Below are 17,967 nucleotides of genomic sequence, written 5' to 3' on the forward strand. Positions count from 1 at the left end.
TGGGCGGATTTGTGAACGGTTTGGGTGTGAAGTGTCTATCGACGAGGCTCGGGCGCCTTTTCGGGCGAGCGTTGCCACAAGAAAACGGCCAGGCCAATTGCAAGCGCGCCAGCGAGAGCGCCAAGGATCCACACGGCCATCGGTCCGATCGGAGCCGTTGGCCACCACCACTCGTTCCCCGCGCTCAGGTTCCGCGTCGACAGGTCGATGGGGTAGCCGTGCTGCGTGCGTCCGAACGCGTAGCGCTCGATGACGAGGTAGAGAGCCCGGGCGTTGGTGAGGGTCCATATCGCCGCCACGAGCCCCGTGCCTACGCGCCCGGCGATGCTCGTGGGGAGGTGGAATGCCTCGCTGCCCACGCGCCGCCCCTCATCGTTCGCGCGTGCGGGGGAGGGGGCCAGGAGCATGAGCAGGAATACCGCGAAGAGCGGCAGCATGTAGCGCGGTTGGTAGGTGAGGACGTTGTTGAAGTGTCCGCGCAGGCCAATCACCACGGGAACACCCGTGATTGCACCGGCCACCGTGATCGCCGACAGAGCCTTGCGCCAGGACAGCGAACGCAGCGACCAACACAGAACCGCGACGACCACGATGGAGGCGCCGTAGGACACGGTGCCCTGGTAGGACACGTCGTTCCACCCCGGTCCCAGCAGGTGCCCGACGAAGCCGCGCAGGTAGTTGGGTAGTGAGGACACGTTGAGCCACGCGATGTGTTTGAGAGAGTATTCCGCCAGTTCGTTACCCGAACCCAGGTGCGAGGCAGCCACGTTCGTGCGAGCCATGACCCAGATGCCCACGACAGAGGCGACGCATGCCAGGGTTGCCTCGGGAATGATGCGCTTGGTCAGCGGCACCGCGAAGGCCAGGGCGACAGTGACGACGAAGAGGAAGAAGGCGCTGTCGCCGCGGGACGTGCATGCCAAGACCGCGCCGGCTAGGGCGCAGGCGATCAGGCCCACCCGGCGTTGCCCCACCGAACGGGTGGCGGCCAGTAGCCCAGCGGCAAACGCAAACGTGCCCGTCATCGCCCACGACGAGGGGTTCATGCCGGCAACGAAATAGAAGCCCATCGGCAGCCACGCGACCGTCACGGCGACGCTGATCGCGCGCTTCAGCCCCGAATCCGCCAGAGCGATGATCGCCCCGATCAGGCCGATCGCCAGCAGCGTGTTCACCGTGCGCAGCGCGAGGACCGCGTGGCTCGTCGAGCGCTGCACGAAGAGGTGGGCGAACTGGTAGTAGCCCCACGGGTAGTTTCCGTCGTCCCAGCGCAGGGTCGGCGCCAGCTCCTCGTCCGAGGCATTGAGGGCGCACAGAGCGGAATTGTCATGGTCGAAGGCGTAGCAGGTGACGTACTCCTTGGCCAGCGACTGCGGCACCATGACGGCCTTCTCGCCGTCCTTGGTGGAAATCTGGCAGCCCGTCTTGTCCACCGGGGGAGGGCACCACATGGAGCCGACGTGGAAGTCCTCGTCCGGGGAGGAGCCGACCGGGGACGCCACGACCCACGCCAGCGACGCCGCAATGACCGCGGCAACGAGGATGAGCACCGCGACGAGCGTGCGGCGCTGCGGGGCGGACGTGGACATGCGGCGGCCTCCTTCGGGCGCGGTCGACTCAGAAATGGGCGGCGGCGCGGAACGCCTCGATGTGGACGGAAGCGGCGCGGGCCCACGTGAACTCGTCGGCGCGCGGAATCGCAGCAGCCCCCAGGGCCTCGCGGCGAGCCGGGTCGTCCAGCAGCTCAGTGAGGGCCGAGGCGATCGAGTCGGGGTCGATGTCGCAGTAGGCAACGGCGTCGCCGCCGACCTCCGGCAGAGAGGTCAGGCGGGTCGTCAGTGTCGCGGCACCGCAGCTCATCGCCTCCAGGACCGGCAGGCCGAAGCCCTCCGCGATCGAGGGATAGGCCAAAATAACGCAGCCTGAGAGGAAACCGGGCAGGTCCTCGAGGGGCAGGTAACCGGGGCGCAGGACCGTCAGGTGCTCAGGCACCGAGGCCAGGGCCGGGTCGATGTCCTCGTCCCACCCCTTGCCGCCGGCCAATACGAGGGCCGGGGGATTCGGGCGATCCGAGACGGCCTTCACCCAGCCACGCACCAGGTTCGGCACGTTCTTGCGGGGCTCCAGCGTGCCCAGGAAGCCGATGTAGTCGCGGCCCTCCAAGCCCAGCGAGGCCTTGACGCGCTCGCGCTCGGCGTCCGAGACCGGGTGGAAGATCGAGCGATCCACGCCGTGGTAGGCGACGTAGAACTGCGAGGGGTCTCCGCCCGCGTACTTGATGGTCTCGTCGCGCGTGGCCAGAGAGGGCACCACGAGGGCGTCCGCGCGGCGAATCGCGCGGCGAATTGCTGCCGTGAAGAAACGCTGCTTGAGGCGCGAATGAGCCTGTGGGTGCGAGAAGAACGTCGCGTCGTGCAGCGTGATAACGACCGGAACGCCCGGGAACTGCGGAGACGTGTAGTGCGGGGAGTGCAGGACGTCGGGACGGACCTTGCGGATCAGCTTGGGCAGGCCCGTCTGCTCCCACGCCATGCGCGCGGGGCGGGACTCGAAGCGCTGCGAAATTGGGATGATGCGGGCCGAAGGCAGGCGCGTCGCGAAGTGCTCGGCGTCGCGCTCCTGGACCGCCATCGTCAGGTCCACGCCCTGCTCGACCAGCTCCGGCACCAGGTCGTCCACGTAGCGGCCGACGCCGCCCAGGTCTGCGGGGATCGCGGTGCCGTCCAGCAGGACGCGGATCGGATGCGAGTGAGAAACGAAGTGGGCCACGATCATCCCCATTGGGTCGGGAGCAACAACTATTCCCCTTATCGTATGCCATTTTGCGCTCGCGGATACTTTTGTTACCGCCCCCGCGCGCCCGTGAACTACCCTGGATGTATGAGCGTCAACGTTGGAATGGTCGTCGAGCAAATGTGGCAGCCGGTGCCCGGAGGATCGGGCCGGTACATCATCGAGGTCGCCGCCCGTCTGGCAGACCAGGGCGTGCGTGCTATCGGTATCGCCGCACGGCGCGGTGCGGGCGAGCCCACACCGAACGAGGTGGGCCTGACCATCCCCGTGCTTAACTCGGCGCTGCCTCGCCGCGCCCTGTACGCGGCGTGGGACCGACTGGGTACCCCCAGCGTGGATCGGATGCTCGGCGTCGGTTCGGGTGGGGGAGCGGATGTCGTGCACGCGACCACCTGGGCGATCCCGCCGACCTCGCGCCCCCTGGCCGTCACCGTCCACGACGTCGCCTTCCTGCGCGACCCCGACCACTTCACGACCCACGGGTCGGCCTACTTCCACCGCGCCCTCGAGATCACGAGGAAGCGTGCAGACGCGATCATCGTGCCCTCGCAGGCCACCGCCGACGACTGTGTCGAAGCGGGCTTGGACGCCTCGCGCATCACCGTCATCCCGCACGGCCTGAGCCACACTCCCGTCACCGATGCGCAGGTGGAGGAGTTCCGCTCCCGCCACGGCCTCGAACGCCCCTACGTCCTGTGGGTCGGCACCCGTGAGCCCCGCAAGAACCTGCCCACCCTGCTCGCGGCCTACGAGCAGCTACAGGGCACCGACCTCGACCTCGTCCTCGTGGGGCCCGCCGGATGGGGAAGCGACCCCACCGACGCGCCGCTTCCCGCCGGGCGCGTTCACGTCCTCGGACGTCTCGACGACACTGACCTGGCCTGCGCGTACGCGGGTGCGCGCGTCTTCACCTTCCCTTCGATCTGGGAGGGCTTCGGCCTGCCCGTCCTCGAGGCCATGGCGCACGGAACGCCCGTCGTGACCAGCGCGGACACGTGCATGGCGGAGATTACGGGCGCCGACGCCGGTCTCCTCGTGCCGGCCACCGACGCCTCGGCCCTGGCCGAAGCCCTTGAGGCAGCTGCCGGCAGCGAGCACGACCGGCTCGCCGCCGCCGGTATCGAGCGCGCCCGCGACTACACGTGGGAGGCCTCCGCCGCCGCTCACGCCGCCATCTACGCGTCCCTGGCAGGTGACCGATGAGGGCGCGCAGCGCGAGGGTCATCCTCGTCAACTGGAAGAACGCGCCGCTCACCCTGCGCGCCGCCCACTCCATCGCCCCGCAGATGGGGGAGGGGGACCACCTCGTCATCGTCGACAATGGATCCGACGACGACTCGCTCATCGTCCTGCGCGAGGGACTCGACGAGCTGCGCGGCGCCGCCGATCCCGCGCGCGTCTCCCTCGTCAACGCCGGGACGAACGACGGCTTCGGCGCCGGCGTCATGGCCGGAGCGGCCGGCCTGAGCGAAGATGCCGTCGTCCTACTCAACAACGACGCGACCGTGCGCGACGGATTCCTCGACGCGCTCCTGGAGCCCCTGAGCGGGACCGTGGGAGCCACGACGGCCCTCATCTTGCTGACCGGCACCTGGCGTCCCTCCGCCCCCTCCGACACGGAGTTCCTCGTCGCCCGCGACGGCAGCCGCTGGACGCGCGTCGCCGACGGAGACAGCGGCGGGCAGGTCCTCATCAACTCCACCGGCAACGAGGTCGATCACGCAGGCAACGGCTACGACCGCTCCTGGCTGGACCCCGCCAACTCCCCGCTGCCCGCCCCCGAGGTCTTCGGCCTGTGCGGCGGCGCCTGCGCGATCGACGCCGACGCGTGGCGAGCTGTCGGGGGAGTGCGCACCGACCTGTTCATGTACTACGAGGACACCGACCTGTCCTACAAGCTGCGTGAGGCCGGGTACGAGGTGCGCTTCGTCGCCGGTGCCGTCGTCGACCATGAGCACGCGGCCTCCTCGGGCACGTCCTCGCCCATGTTCCTGCGGGTCAACGCGCGCAACCGCATCATCGTCGCCGCCCAGCACGCCCCCTGGGGCGTCGTCGCACGTGCCATCGCCCGCTCGATTGCTCGGGCGGTGCGCTCGGGTGGACGGGGACCGGTCGCCCGCGGAGTCCTCCAGGGGCTCCTCGCCCTGCCCCGCGCGCTGCGCCACCGCACCGCGCTGCCTCCCCGACGATAGGGGAGTCGGCCTCGTGGACGAGGCCGGGGCCGATGGGTGCGTCACGGCACACAACGCGGGGCGGAGCTGCGTAGCGCCTACGCCTTGATAGACTGACTGACATGGTGAAGACTGTCCTCGTTACCGGAGCCGGTGGCTACATTGGCCGCCACATTGTTCACGCCCTGCTGGAGCGCGGCCTCGACGTCAGCGTCGTCGACTTCCGCCTCGACGGTGTCGACGAGCGCGCGCGCCGCATCGACACCCAGATTTTCAGCGGAGACGCTGACATCTACGACCAGCTCGGACGCCCGGACGTGGTCCTGCACCTCGCGTGGCGCGACGGCTTTGTGCACAACTCGCCGGCCCACATCGAGGACCTGCCCGCGCACTACCGCTTCATCGAGAACCTCCTCGAGGGCGGCTGCACCCACCTGGCCGTCATGGGTTCCATGCACGAGGTCGGCTACTGGGAGGGCGCCATCGACGAAAACTCCCCGTGCAACCCCGCCTCGCTGTACGGCATCTCCAAGAACGCGCTGCGACAGATCACGTCGCTGCTGACCGCCAAGCACGGCGCGACCATGCAGTGGCTGCGCGGCTACTACATCGTCGGCGACGACGCGCACGGCTCCTCGATCTTCTCCAAGCTCCTGGCCGCCGCCCAGGAAGGCAAGAAGACCTTCCCCTTCACCACGGGCAAGAACCTCTACGACTTCATCTCCATCCAGGGACTGGCCTACCAGATCGCGGCCGCCGTCTCCCAGGACGAGGTCACCGGCATCATCAACATCTGCAGCGGCGAGCCGATGAGCCTCGCCGACCGCGTCGAGGCCTACATCCGCGAGAACAACCTGGACATCGCCCTCGAGTACGGGGCCTTCCCGGATCGTCCCTACGATTCGCCCGGAGTGTGGGGCGACGCCACGAAGATCCGCCAGATCCTGGCCACCGTCGACGGCACGGGGGAGTAAGGCCGTGAAGCGCGCCGGTATTTTCCTGTTCTTTGATCCCCAGGGCCTCGTCGATGACTACATCGTGGAGTGCCTGACCTCGCTGCGCGAGTACCTTGATGAGATCCTCGTCGTTTCCAACTCTCCTCTGGACGACACTGCTCGTGAGCGCCTCCTCAAGGGCGCCACCGAGGTCTTCGAGCGCGAAAACACCGGCTTCGACGTGGGCGGCTACCGCGACGGCATCGCCCGCTTCGGCTGGGACCGCCTCGGCCAGATCGACGAGCTGATCCTCTTCAACTACACCTTCTTCGCACCCGTCAACCCGTGGAAGAACCTCTTCGACCGCGTGGACGCCGCCGGAGCTGTGGACTTCTGGGGCATCACCGAACACGACGAGGTGCGCCCCCACCCCTTCCTGGCAGCCACCCGCATGCCGCGCCACATCCAGTCCCACTGGATCGCCGTGCGCAACCCGCTGCTCAGCTCCCCGGACTTCCGCAAGTACTGGGACGAGATGCCCCCGATCCGCTCCTACAACGACTCGATCCAGTGGCACGAGTCGCGCTTCACGGAGTACTTCGGCAACCTCGGCTACACGCACGTCGTGGCCTACCCGCGCGAGGACTACCCGTCGCGCAACCCCGTCTTCGACAACGCCTCGATGCTGCTCGCGGACGGCTGCCCGATCCTCAAGCGCCGCAACCTCTTCCACGACCCGCTCTACCTGGACCGCCACGCGATCATCGGCGCGGACATGCTGGAGCTGGCGGAAAAGGCCGGCTACGACACCGACCTGATCCTCACGAACCTCGCGCGCACCTCGCGTCCGCGTGACCTCGTGACCAACGCGGGCCTGACGACGGTCATCTCCCCGCGCGCCGACCAGGCCACCCTGGACGCCGCCGCCTCCCTGAAGGTCCTCGCGGTCGCACACATCTTCTACGCCGACATGGCCGACGAGATCCTCGACCGCCTGAGCGTCCTGCCCGACGGCTACCACCTGGTGGCCACGACCTCGAACGAGGAGAACAAGGCCCTTATCGAGGCACGCGCCCAGGAACGGGGCGTGGACGCCGACGTGCGCGTCGTGTCCTCCAACCGCGGCCGCGACATCGGCGCGTTCCTGGTGGATTGTGGCGACGTGCTCACCTCCGGCGAGTACGACATCGTCGTGAAGATCCACTCCAAGAAGTCCGTCCAGGACGACTACAACGCCGCCCAGCTTTTCAAGGAGCACCTCTACGACAACCTGCTGGCTTCCTCCGATCACGTGGCCGGCATCCTCGCCGAGTTCGCCGCCCACCCGGGCCTGGGCATGGCGATCGCACCCATGCCGCACATGGGCTACCCGACGATGGGCCACGCGTGGTTCGCGAACCGCGCCCCCGCCCGCGAGTTCGCCAAGAAGGTCGGCATCACCGTCCCCTTCGACGACCACCAGCCGCTGGCCCCCTACGGCTCCATGTTCATCGCGCGCCCGGAGGCCCTGTCCCTGCTGACCGGCGCGGGCCTCGTCCCCGAGGACTTCCCGGAAGAAGGCGGCTACAAGGACGGCTCCCTGGCGCACGTCATCGAGCGCCTCCTGTCCTACGCGGTCCTGTCGCGCGGCTACTACGTGCGCCCCGTCATGACCCCGAAGTGGGCGGGCGTGTACTACGGCTACCTCGAGTACAAGCTGGCGGCGACCTCGTCGATGATGCCCGCCTTCGCGATCGACCAGGTGCCCTTCCTGAAGGCGCGCATGGGCGCGGTCCCGAACCTGCTGGGCGCCGTCAAGACCAACATCATGGTGCGCACGCCCGGACTGGGGAACGCGCTCAAGCCGGCGTACCGCGCGGCCCGCGGAGTCGCCCACAAGATCCGATCCATGAAGGGTGAGCGATGAGCCTGGCCTCCACGATCCGGGCTGCGGCCCCTCACACGCCCCAGTCCGTCGCGCAGGCATTCAACTCCAGGTCCAACTCGATCGGGTTTTTGCGCTGGCTGATGGCCTTCATGGTCATCTTCTCGCATGCCGGACCGATCGCCGGATTCTACGGCGGCGAGGACCTGGGCGTGCAGATCTCCAAGGAGCAGTCCATCGGTGGCGTCGCCGTCGCAGGATTCTTCTTTTTCTCGGGCTTCCTGATCACGCGCTCGCGCATGGGACGCGCGACGATCTGGCGCTACATGTGGCGCCGCGTCCTGCGAATTTTCCCGGCCTTCTGGGCGGCCCTGCTCTTCACGGTCGGCATCCTCGCGCCGATCGCGTACTGGCACACGTTCCACAACATCTCCGGATACCTGCACCCGGCCACCGAGTCCCCACTCACGTACTTTGTGAACAACATGTGGCTGAACCTGGGCCAGCGCAATATCGCCGGCATGGGCGAGAACCTGCCGTACTACATCTTGCACGGCGCCCGTGACTGGAACGGCTCGGCCTGGACACTCATCTACGAGTTCAAGGCCTACATCCTGGTGGCGATCCTCGGCCTGTTCGGAGCGCTCGCGAACCGCAAGGTCGGCGGCGCCTTCGCCCTCGTGCTGATCGCCCTCAACGCTCTGCAGTGGATGGGCGCGGGTCAGGTCTCCAACGTCAACTACCTGCTGCGCGACCCCTACATGCTGATGTTCATGGGCCCCTTCGCCTTCGGCATGCTGTTCACGCTCTACGGCGACAAGATCCCCATGGACTCGCGCCTGGCGTGGGGCGGCCTCATCTTCGGAGTGCTCTCCTACGCGTCGGGCGGCTGGAACATCGTCGGCCAGTACGGTTTCCTGTACTTCCTCATGTACCTGGCGATTCGCCTGCCCCTGCAGAACTGGGAGAAGCACGGCGACCTGTCCTACGGCATCTACATCTACGCATGGCCGATCATGGCGTTCGCCGCCTACTTCCACCTGCAGGATCGTGGCTGGATCGCCTACCACCTGACGGTTGTCGTGACCGTGCACATCCTGGCCTACCTGTCGTGGCACCTCATCGAGAAGCCTGCGATGAGCCTGAAGAACTATCTGCCGCGCTGGATGGATAAGCTCATTGAGCACTTCCGTCCCACGTACGAGGCCGTGGCCCGCCGCATCGTCACGCCGGCCCTGTCCTCGACCAGGATTGCGACGGTCATGGAGGCCGAAGAGGCGGCCGCACGCAGCGAGGAGGAGACCAAGTGAGCGAGAAGAAGGCCGCCGGCCAGTTCAAGGAATCCGAGTCCGGTCTGCGCGACGTCTCCTTTGACGAGGGGGTTCCCGCCGGCTCATGGAAGCGCCGCCTCCACTACGTGCCCCTCGCCGTTCTCCTTGCGGGCGCGTGTGCGGCCACCGGCGTGGGCACCTGGTACAAGGTCACCCACCCCGCTCCTCAGCCAGCTGCGGCACCCGCTGCCCAGGCCTCGTCCTTCGCGCGCACCACGCCCCAGTCCCTGCCCGAGGTCTGCGCCCCCACCCCGCGCGCCGACGTGGGCCCGTGGACGCCCGGCGTGGCCGGCACCGCGGGCTACCTGCCCACGGACGCCGCCCAGGCCTCGTTCGAGCAGTCCATGACCGGCGTGACCACGTATGTTCAGGGCCGCGACGGCTACCTGTTCCTCTCCGACGTCTTCAACGCGAACTTCTCCCAGGCGCTGGGCCGCGTGCGCCCCACCCCCGAGCAGGTGAGCGCGTGGGACCGCTACATGAGCGGCATCGAGACCGCCGCGAGCGAGCAGGGCGCGACCGCGCTGTTTGTGCCCGCCCCGGCCACGTGGGACGTCTACTCCGACAAGCTGCCCCAGTGGGCCGACCCGCTGATGGGCACGACCTCCCTGGATCTCATGCGCTCGGCGCTGCCCGCCCACGCGTGGGTGGACGTGCGCGAGGGCCTGCGCGAGGCCCGCGAGGGGAGCGAGGCACCGCTGTACTCGGCGGTCAACCCCCACTGGTCGCCCTACGCCGCGCACGTCGCGTGGAACCAGACGCTGTCCTGCCTGGCCGCGGTCAACCCGCAGCTTGAGGGCCTGCCCTCCCTGACGCCGTCCGGCGTGAGCGGCGTGGACGCCCCCAACGAGTACGAGGCCCTGGGAGCCCCCGCCCAGGCGGGGCCGTGGGCGGTCCCCACATACGAGCAGGACCCGGGCAGCGTTCACCTCCTGCAGCTGGAGAGCCGCGACGATCTGGCCGACACCGCCGCGCGCCTGGCCGAGGTGACGGGCGCCCCCGAGGTGTCCCTGGCCAGCCCCGTCGACTTCCAGAACAAGCCGGCGCTCACCTACAACCCGAACGGACGCGGCACCGCGCTCATCGTGCGTGACTCCCAGGGCAACAACCTGGGACCCGACGTGGCCGCGACCTTCGAGTACACGATCCAGGTCGGCCACGCCCTCGACTCCGAGCAGCCGACGGACGTCGCCGCCCTCATCGAGGCCTACAAGCCCAGCGTCGTGATCGTGGAGTTCACGCAGCGCTACCTCGCGCTCACGCCGGCCGCAGGCAAGTAGAATAGATTTCCTGACCACGACAGAAGCGATGGGAGTAGCCGTGTCTGAGACGAAACGGGTCATTGACCTGACGATGCGCATGGCGCAGCGCTCGATCTCCTCGGAGTTCAAGGGCACCGCGCTCGGCCGCCTGTGGTCCTTCATCAACCCGATCGCCACGATCGCCGTGTACGCGCTGATCTTCGGCGTCGTCTTCCGAGGCGAGGCCGACAAGGGCGTGAACTCGGGTCTGTCCTCCTTCGCGCTGTGGATCGGCGTAGGCGTCATCGCCTGGAACTTCATGTCGAGCGGTATCCAGCGCGGCATGGACTCCCTCGTGGGTAACTCCGGCCTGCTCACCAAGGTCTACTTCCCGCGTCAGGTCCTCATCTACTCCTCGGTGCTGGCCCTGGCCTACGACTTCGCCTTCGAGCTGGGCGTCATCATCCTCATCATGTGCATCGCCGGCGGCCCCGGCGTGCTGCTCATGATCCCCGCGGTCATCGTGATCACGCTGCTCGCGATGCTCTTCGTGATCGGCATGGGCCTCATCTTGTCGGTTGCCTCGGTCTACTTCCGCGACATCTCGCACCTGTGGCAGATCTTCAACCAGATCTGGATGTACGCCTCCGGCGTCGTCTTCTCCCTGTCGATGCTCAACAAGGTCCAGACCGACCTGGCGGCCAAGGGCTGGACCTGGGGAGGCGAGCCGCTTCCAATCGTCACGATCTTCCGTCTCAACCCCGCCGAGCTCTTCCTTGAGGCCTACCGCTCGACGCTGTACGGCTTCGCGATGCCGTCCTGGCAGGTGTGGCTCGGCTGCGCCGCCTGGGCATTCGGCATCTTCGGCCTCGGCTCGCTGATCTTCCGCCGCTTCTCGGCACGAATCGTGGAGGAACTCTGATGACGAACGCGATTTCGGTGGAGGGCGTCTCCAAGCGCTTCCGCATCTACAAGAACCGCAACCAGTCCCTTAAGGGCGCGTTCCTGCAGCGGTCGCGCGCGCAGTTCGAGGAGTTCTGGGCTCTCGACGACGTCTCCTTTGAGATCCCGCAGGGCAAGACCTTTGGCCTGCTCGGACACAACGGTTCGGGCAAGTCGACGCTGCTCAAGTGCATCGCGAAGATCCTCACCCCGGACAGAGGAACGATCTCCTCGACGGGACGCATGGCCGCCATGCTCGAGGTCGGCTCCGGCTTCCACCCCGAGCTGTCGGGCCGCGAGAACATCTACCTCAACGGCGCGATCCTGGGCATGAGCAAGAAGGAGATCGACTCCAAGCTGGATGCGATCATCGACTTCTCCGGCGTCGAGCGCTTCATCGATCAGCCGGTCAAGAACTACTCCTCGGGCATGTACGTGCGCCTGGGCTTCTCCGTGTCGATCCACGTCGAGCCGGACATCCTCCTCGTCGACGAGGTCCTGGCCGTGGGCGACATGGAATTCCAGAACAAGTGCATGGACAAGTTCGCCCAGCTCAAGGACCAGGGGCGCACGGTCGTCGTCGTGTCCCACGGCCTCGAGCAGATGCGCACCTTCTGTGACCAGGCCGCGTGGCTGGATCACGGCACGCTCGTCGACGTGGGCGCGGCCGCCGAGGTCATCGATACCTACTCCGACGTGGCTCACCACGCCGTCGAGGTCGAGGGTGGCGGTACGCGCTTCGGTAGCGGCGAGGCCATGATCGAGCGCATCGAACTGCTGAACGCCTCCGGCGAGCCCACGTCGCTCGTGTACCCGGGCGATCCCGTGCGCCTGCGCCTGCACTACCGTGCGAACGAGCGCATCGAATCCCCGGTCTTCGGCGCCTCCATCGACACTCGTGAGGGCGTCTTCGTGTGGGGCCTGCACGGCATGGACGCCTGCTACGTGCCGACGTCGATCGAGCCGGGCACCGGTCACCTCGACATCGAGATCCCGCGTCTGACCTTCAACCCGGGTGCCTACACGATCTCCGCGGCCATCCAGAACCACGACATGACCAGCGTCATCGACGCCCTGCAGAAGGCGCGCCGCTTCGACGTCCTGCCAGGCCCAGGCATGGAGTCCGGCGGCCTGGTGAACCTGGGAGCGTCGTTCACGGACCTGACGCCCGCACGCCCCATGCGTGACGTGCCCAAGCGCGGCGCCGCCGACTACGAGCACCTCGCGCGCATGCAGGCCCAGCAGGCCGACGCGCTCGAAAACGAGGACTGACGGACGCGTCAGCGTTCGAGGCCGGGGCCCAGCGGTGTGATGCCGCCGGGCCCCGGCTTTTTGTCGAGTTGGTGGCTCAAATGCGCCCGCGTTATGTGAGGAGCGTCCTACACTTATAGGAGAACTGTTTTCCAGCGACAAGGCACTGTCATGGCATCGACGCCCACACTCGCCCGCCGCGCACTCGCGCGCGCCCTCACCGCAGCCCTGACCCTCGCGCTCATCGCCCTGCCCGCGCAGGCCCGCGCCGACGCCGGGGACGAGGCCACACCGCAGTCCGCAGCCGACACTTCCACCGCGGCCCAGTCCGCCTCGCTTGCCGCGCCGTCGGCTTCGCCCAGCCCCGAGGCCACGGACGCGCCCGAGCCCGCCACCCCCAGCGCGAGCGACGAGGATCGGGCGGCCCCGGCCTCGTCGGAGAGTGACGAACCCCCGACGATGGACGCGCCAAACGAGACCGGGAGGGGCGCGTGGGTGCGCGACTCGATCGGCTGGTGGTGGCGGCGCGCCGACGGCACCTACCCCGCCTCCCAGTGGGTGCGGATTGGGGACGCGCGCTACTTCTTCTACGACAGTGGCTACATGGCCACCGGCTGGTTTCGTGACCGTGCCGACTGGTTCTTCCTGGCTCCCTCCGGGGCGCTCGTCGGAGGCTGGCTCTACGACGGCGGCTCCTGGTACTACCTGGATCCCGCCAGTGGCGTCATGCGTACGGGGCTCACGCCCGTGGATGGCACGTGGTACTACCTGGGTTCCTCGGGTGCGATGCGTACCGGCTGGGAGCACCTCTTCGACGGGTGGCACTACTTCGCCTCCAACGGTGCGCAGATCGGCGGCTGGCTGCGCGACGGGGGCCAGTGGTACTACCTGGATCCCGACACTGGCGTCATGCGTACGGGTATGACCGGCGTAGATGGCACGTGGTACTACCTGGACTCCTCGGGTGTGATGCGCACCGGCTGGGTCCGCCTCGCTGACGGCTGGCACTTCTTCGCATCCAGCGGCGCCCAGATGGGAGGCTGGCTGCGCGACGGGGGAGAGTGGTATTACCTCGACCCCGACACCGGCATCATGCGCACCGCGCCTCTGGAGCTGAACGGCCGCCGCTACGAGTTCGACTCCTCGGGCGCATGGCGCGGGTACGAGGCGCCGGCCGGCTACCTGCAGCCCACCGACCACATCACGGGCCTCGGGGACGCGACTAACACGCTCACCTGGGGGATGAACGGCACCAAGGTACGTATCGTCCAGGTACGCCTCGGGCTGTGGCATGCAAACAAACTTGCCTCCGTCGACGCGCCCTTCGTGGCCGCCGTCAAAAACTTCCAGCAGCGCGCAGGCCTGCCCGTCACCGGCGTCGTTGACAAGGCCACCTGGGATGCGATGGACACCGGCTACCCGTGGACCGTCGACCAGTACCAGGCCACGCCGCTGCCCCTGACGGCCACGCGCTCCGAGCGGGTCGAGGCCATGATCGGGTACGCGTGGAACCAGACTGGCTCGTCCTACACGTGGGGAGGGGCAGGCCCCTACGACCAGGGATTTGACTGCTCGGGCCTGGTCCTTCAATCCCTTTACTCCGCGGGCTTGGATCCCCAGCCCATCGACGTCATCAAGCACGCGTGGCCCTCCTACCGCACGTCGCAGGAGCTCTACGCATACCCGCGCTTCCAGCACGTGCCCCTCTCTCAGCGCCAGCGTGGCGACCTCATCTTCTACACGACGAGCGGCACCGTCACGCACGTCGCGATCTACCTGGGGGACGACATGGTCGTCCACACGGACTGGATGGGGCGCCCCGCCCGCATGCAGCACATCACCGCCGGATACGGGTGGGACCGCATGACGCCAGACGTCGTGCGCCCGCTGCCCTAGGGCAGAAACGGAAGCGGGCCGGCCGTGGAGTGTTCCACGGCCGGCCCGTCTGTCTGAGATAGGGGGTCCTCAGCGCCCCAGAAGGCGACGCAGGATGCGCTTGGGCAGGGACGCCGTACGACGCAGCGACTGCTGCAGGGACGAGCCAGCATCAAGCTGCTCGCGCAGGGCGCTCACCTCTCCGCGCAGCTCGTGCACCTGCTCGTGCAAGGCCGTCATCGTGTTCAGCATGTTCACGTGCACGAGGTTGAGCGAGGAGTGGAAGCCCGAATCCACGCGCGCCAGCTCCTCGCGCATCCGGCGGTAGTACTCCGCCGACAGCAGAGCCTGGCCCAGATGCGGGGACGAAGGATCCTCCGTCGCCAGCATCGCGCGCAGGTAGCGGTCGCGGATATGCAGGTTGTCCCACTTGTGCAGGTACGCGTCCGTGACGACGGAATTGCCCAGGGCCGCGTCCATCGTGTCGCGGTGGTGCCAGTAGGCCAGCGGCTCGCCATCGATGAAGCCGACCGGCGAGTCCGCCAGGAGGCGCAGGTTGAAATCCCAGTCCGCCTGCGTCTGCAGGGACCCGTCCCAGTGACCCACGCGGTCCGCAACCTCGCGGCGGATCAGCTGAGAGATCGGCGGCGTGTAGTTCTCCACCATCATGTCCACGAGGGACAGGCCGTAGTTATCCGTCGACAGGACCTCGCGCTCGATCTCGATGCAGGTGCCGTCGGCGCGCACGCGCTCGCGGATGATCTCACAGCGGGTGGCGACGCCGCCCGCCTCGGGGTGCTCGTCCAGGTAGGCGACCGTCTTCTTCAGGAAGTGCGGGTGCCAGGAGTCGTCATCGTCGTGGACCGCGTAGTAGCGGTTGTGCGACGCTGCCAGGCCCGACTCGAGCGCGGCCTCGCGGCCGTTCGAGACCTCGTTCGTGACGATCGTAATCTTCGAACGTACGGCGCTCTTCTGCTTCTTGACGATCTCGCGGACCTCGGCCTCGTCGCCGGCGTCGTTGACGATGACGACCTCGTAGTCGTCGAAGGTCTGAGAAGCGATCGATGCGAGGGCACGGGTGAGCATCGCCGGGCGATTACGCGTGCGCACGACGACGGTGACTGTTGCGCTCATGCGGTTTCTTCCTCTTCGGTCGGAGTGGTCGAGGCGGGCACCTCCGCCTGGCGGTTACGCAGCAGGTAGATGGCGCTCGCCAGGGCAAGTGCGTATCCCAGGGAGGCCAGGCCCCACAGGGCCATCGGGCTCAGCGGCATGTCGGCCCACCACCACTGGATGTCACCATTCAGGTTACCCGGTGCGATCCACCCCATGTGGCGGATCGACAGCAGGCCTCGGACGTAGCGGGCGATCGTCGTGTGCATCGCAACCGCGTCGACGACGCTCAGGAAGAACACGAACATGACGATCTGGCCGCGGGTCAGCGAGGACTTCTTGATGGCGCAGGAGAGCCAGATGAGTAGCCACGTGCCCAGCAGCGGCAGGGCGTAGCGCGAGTGGTAGCCGCCGAGGTTGGGGAAGGTCGGAGGGGTTGCGATCAGCAGCGGGATGCCCGCCATCGCGCCGAAGACGACGAAGGCAGCCAGGATCTTGCGCAGGCTCATCGTGCGTGCCCCGTAGAAGACGACCGCGCCCAGGACGAGGAGGCCAAGGATCGTCGTGTAGCCCGGCAGAGGAGTGTCGCGCCAGCCGGGGCCGGAGTACAAACCGGTGAAGCCCGCGAAGTACTCGGGCAGGTAGCGGATGTTCATGATCGCGACCTCGATGCGCTCACGCAGGGTCACCGAGGCCTCGGACTGGGCGATGTGGCCGGACTGGCCGGAGCCGAGCATGCACCAGATGCCGATGACGCTCAGGACGGACGCGATGCCGATCTCGGGTAGGTGGCGGCGGCGGGCTGCCAGGATGAGGACGCCGAGGGAGGCCACGAAGACGTAGAAGGCGGCGTCGCCTCGCGAGCCGTAGCACAGCAGGGAGGCTAGGGCGCCCACGCCGAGGAGCGTCCAGCGGCGCCACCCCTGTGCGTTCAGCGCGCCGTAGAGAGCCGCGCCGTAGGTGAAGACGCCCGTGATCGCCCACGAGGAGGGGTTGTTGGAGGCAATGAAGTACAGTCCCATCGGCGTCCACGCGACGAGCGCGGCCAGCGCGGTCGCGCGGCGGACCTCGCGGGTCGACAGCGCGCAGACAGCGCCGATCAGCACGATCGCGATGCCGACGTTGATCGAGCGCATGATCCACACGGAGTGCTCCACGTTGTGGCCCGCGAACAGGTGGTGGAATTGGTAGAAGCCGTAGGGGTACTGGCCGTCGTTGTATCGGTACGACGGGTACATCGTGTCGTCCGAGTAGTCATGGATGCACGCGTGGGATTTGTCGGGGCTGAAGGCCTCGCACTGTGCGTGGGACGTGGTCACGGGGGCCATGACGTATAGATCGCCGTCGATCGTGGTCGTGTCGCAGCCCGTGGATTCGATGGGGCGCGGACACCACGTGGAGACGAGGTGGTAGTCGTCGTCCGGAGAGGCGCCCGGAGGAGAGGCGAAGATCCAGCCCGTGGCCACGGAGAGGATACCCAGGGCCAAGATGACGAAGGCCAGAGGTCGCGCTGCGGTAGAGACGAAACGATCCCGCGCGGGAGCGAGGTGGTCGACGAGCGCACGTGCCATGAAATGAGCCAATCTGTCCGGGATAGGTACGTCTAATGTACACGAGTCCGGGCGTGGCCCGGCGGGTGCGAGTCCGCCCAGAGGCTAGAAAACGACGGGCCAGTGAGGCATGCAGGTCGTCAGCGTGGCGTGAGCGGTCGTGGCCTCGGCGAGGGCCTGTGTGTAGGCGGGATTGACCTCGGGTTGTTCGCCGCGCTTGAGTGCCGCCTCCGCCGCGTCGGGATCGGCGAACTCGGGGATTGCGCCGGAGTCGAGGGACGCGTTGCGCTCGACGTAGACCGCGAGGGCCGCCAGGGCCTGCTTGGAGGTCTCGTCCGTGGCCGCCTGGGTGAGGCGGTCGGAGTAGTCAGTCTTGAAGGCGGCCGCGAAGGCCTCCCACGCGCGGTGGCGTTCGTCCGCGCTGGTTTCCCCCGATCGCTTGGCCGCCAGAGACCTGTAGGCCTGGCCGGTCTCGGAGCCGTTGAGCGCCTCGGTGAAAATCTCATCCATGGCGGCGCATCCGGGGGAGGCCGCGTGCAGGGTCGGCATCGCCGAGCTCGACGGCTGGCCGGGGTCTCCCGCGGAAACGGAGGCTGCGGGCGTCGACTGAGCGCTCTGGGTGTCCTCGAGCATGGAGCACGAGGCCGTGGAAAGGGCGCAGAGGGCGAGCAGCGCGAGCGAGGGGACGAGACGAGTCACGAGAGGTCCGTTTCTGTTGGGGAATACGTCCAATTTATCAGCGCACTGTGGCCCCTCACGGGACCTCCAGCGTGGCGAATAGTGACGTATCCGACGGGTAAGTGGAGGTCAGTGGCGGGGAATGCGTGAGAACTACGGCATAATAGGGTCAGGAATCGGGTGAGTAGCACCCTCGGACGCCTGCGGGCGCGCAAAGGAGAAG

General features: G+C 67.6%; 14 protein-coding genes. 9 read left to right on the forward strand and 5 right to left on the reverse strand.

The genetic code is table 11. From position 1 onward, the window contains the following. Positions 1–35: 35 nt before the first annotated feature. Positions 36–1,589: a DUF2142 domain-containing protein gene (locus FBF35_RS03000; protein ID WP_060566555.1), complete on the reverse strand. Its 1,554-nt coding sequence runs from the start codon at positions 1,587–1,589 to the stop codon at positions 36–38. Between the two features lie 28 nt (positions 1,590–1,617). Beyond that, entirely contained in the window at positions 1,618–2,781 is a 1,164-nt protein-coding gene (locus FBF35_RS03005; protein ID WP_060566556.1) for a glycosyltransferase family 4 protein, read from the reverse strand. Positions 2,782–2,880: 99 nt separating this feature from the next. On the opposite strand from FBF35_RS03005, the gene FBF35_RS03010 reads away from it, so the two are divergent. The 9 genes from FBF35_RS03010 to FBF35_RS03050 all read left to right on the forward strand — a co-directional run bounded on the left by FBF35_RS03010 (position 2,881) and on the right by FBF35_RS03050 (position 14,424). Further along, positions 2,881–3,996 (forward strand): glycosyltransferase family 4 protein, encoded by a 1,116-nt coding sequence (locus FBF35_RS03010; RefSeq protein WP_241772553.1) that lies wholly within the window; start codon positions 2,881–2,883, stop codon positions 3,994–3,996. After that, positions 3,993–4,985, forward strand: coding sequence for a glycosyltransferase family 2 protein (locus tag FBF35_RS03015; RefSeq protein WP_060566558.1), 993 nt, complete (start codon positions 3,993–3,995; stop codon positions 4,983–4,985). The genes FBF35_RS03010 and FBF35_RS03015 overlap by 4 nt, the downstream gene beginning before the upstream one ends. Positions 4,986–5,086: 101 nt before the next feature. Beyond that, positions 5,087–5,938 carry an NAD-dependent epimerase/dehydratase family protein gene (locus FBF35_RS03020; RefSeq protein ID WP_060566559.1) on the forward strand — a complete coding sequence of 284 codons (852 nt, stop codon included), beginning with the start codon at positions 5,087–5,089 and terminating at the stop codon, positions 5,936–5,938. Between the two features lie 4 nt (positions 5,939–5,942). After that, a complete protein-coding gene (locus FBF35_RS03025; RefSeq protein WP_060566560.1) occupies positions 5,943–7,805 on the forward strand; it encodes a rhamnan synthesis F family protein in 1,863 nt (620 codons plus the stop codon). Then, positions 7,802–9,073 (forward strand): acyltransferase family protein, encoded by a 1,272-nt coding sequence (locus tag FBF35_RS03030; protein WP_060566561.1) that lies wholly within the window; start codon positions 7,802–7,804, stop codon positions 9,071–9,073. Before FBF35_RS03025 ends, FBF35_RS03030 begins: the two co-directional genes overlap by 4 nt. Next, complete coding sequence (locus FBF35_RS03035; protein ID WP_060566562.1) at positions 9,070–10,374, forward strand: alginate O-acetyltransferase AlgX-related protein; 1,305 nt, start codon at positions 9,070–9,072, stop codon at positions 10,372–10,374. Before FBF35_RS03030 ends, FBF35_RS03035 begins: the two co-directional genes overlap by 4 nt. 40 nt (positions 10,375–10,414) lie before the next feature. Beyond that, entirely contained in the window at positions 10,415–11,257 is an 843-nt protein-coding gene (locus FBF35_RS03040; RefSeq protein ID WP_082632867.1) for an ABC transporter permease, read from the forward strand. Continuing rightward, positions 11,257–12,549, forward strand: coding sequence for an ABC transporter ATP-binding protein (locus FBF35_RS03045; RefSeq protein ID WP_060566566.1), 1,293 nt, complete (start codon positions 11,257–11,259; stop codon positions 12,547–12,549). Before FBF35_RS03040 ends, FBF35_RS03045 begins: the two co-directional genes overlap by 1 nt. A gap of 150 nt (positions 12,550–12,699) precedes the next feature. Next, positions 12,700–14,424: an NlpC/P60 family protein gene (locus tag FBF35_RS03050; protein WP_060566568.1), complete on the forward strand. Its 1,725-nt coding sequence runs from the start codon at positions 12,700–12,702 to the stop codon at positions 14,422–14,424. 69 nt (positions 14,425–14,493) lie between these two features. Here the strand turns inward: FBF35_RS03050 and FBF35_RS03055 are convergent, their stop codons facing one another. The 3 genes from FBF35_RS03055 to FBF35_RS03065 form a co-directional block, all read right to left on the reverse strand. Next, a complete protein-coding gene (locus FBF35_RS03055; RefSeq protein WP_082632868.1) occupies positions 14,494–15,537 on the reverse strand; it encodes a glycosyltransferase family 2 protein in 1,044 nt (347 codons plus the stop codon). After that, on the reverse strand, positions 15,534–17,087 hold the full coding sequence (locus tag FBF35_RS03060) for a DUF2142 domain-containing protein (RefSeq protein WP_060566570.1): 1,554 nt from the start codon (positions 17,085–17,087) through the stop codon (positions 15,534–15,536). The genes FBF35_RS03055 and FBF35_RS03060 overlap by 4 nt, the downstream gene beginning before the upstream one ends. 84 nt (positions 17,088–17,171) lie before the next feature. Beyond that, positions 17,172–17,765, reverse strand: coding sequence for a hypothetical protein (locus tag FBF35_RS03065; RefSeq protein WP_060566572.1), 594 nt, complete (start codon positions 17,763–17,765; stop codon positions 17,172–17,174). Positions 17,766–17,967 lie beyond the last annotated feature (202 nt).

Source organism: Schaalia odontolytica, from assembly GCF_005696695.1.
In the GTDB taxonomy this organism is placed as follows: Bacteria; Actinomycetota; Actinomycetes; order Actinomycetales; family Actinomycetaceae; genus Pauljensenia; species Pauljensenia odontolytica_C.

Coding starts and splice junctions, on each gene's coding strand:
- FBF35_RS03000 (WP_060566555.1), bottom strand. CDS start 1,589: ATGTCCACGTCCGCCCCGCAGCGCCGCACGCTCGTCGCGGTGCTCATC.
- FBF35_RS03005 (WP_060566556.1), bottom strand. CDS start 2,781: ATGGGGATGATCGTGGCCCACTTCGTTTCTCACTCGCATCCGATCCGC.
- FBF35_RS03010 (WP_241772553.1), top strand. CDS start 2,881: ATGAGCGTCAACGTTGGAATGGTCGTCGAGCAAATGTGGCAGCCGGTG.
- FBF35_RS03015 (WP_060566558.1), top strand. CDS start 3,993: ATGAGGGCGCGCAGCGCGAGGGTCATCCTCGTCAACTGGAAGAACGCG.
- FBF35_RS03020 (WP_060566559.1), top strand. CDS start 5,087: ATGGTGAAGACTGTCCTCGTTACCGGAGCCGGTGGCTACATTGGCCGC.
- FBF35_RS03030 (WP_060566561.1), top strand. CDS start 7,802: ATGAGCCTGGCCTCCACGATCCGGGCTGCGGCCCCTCACACGCCCCAG.
- FBF35_RS03045 (WP_060566566.1), top strand. CDS start 11,257: ATGACGAACGCGATTTCGGTGGAGGGCGTCTCCAAGCGCTTCCGCATC.
- FBF35_RS03050 (WP_060566568.1), top strand. CDS start 12,700: ATGGCATCGACGCCCACACTCGCCCGCCGCGCACTCGCGCGCGCCCTC.
- FBF35_RS03055 (WP_082632868.1), bottom strand. CDS start 15,537: ATGAGCGCAACAGTCACCGTCGTCGTGCGCACGCGTAATCGCCCGGCG.
- FBF35_RS03060 (WP_060566570.1), bottom strand. CDS start 17,087: ATGGCACGTGCGCTCGTCGACCACCTCGCTCCCGCGCGGGATCGTTTC.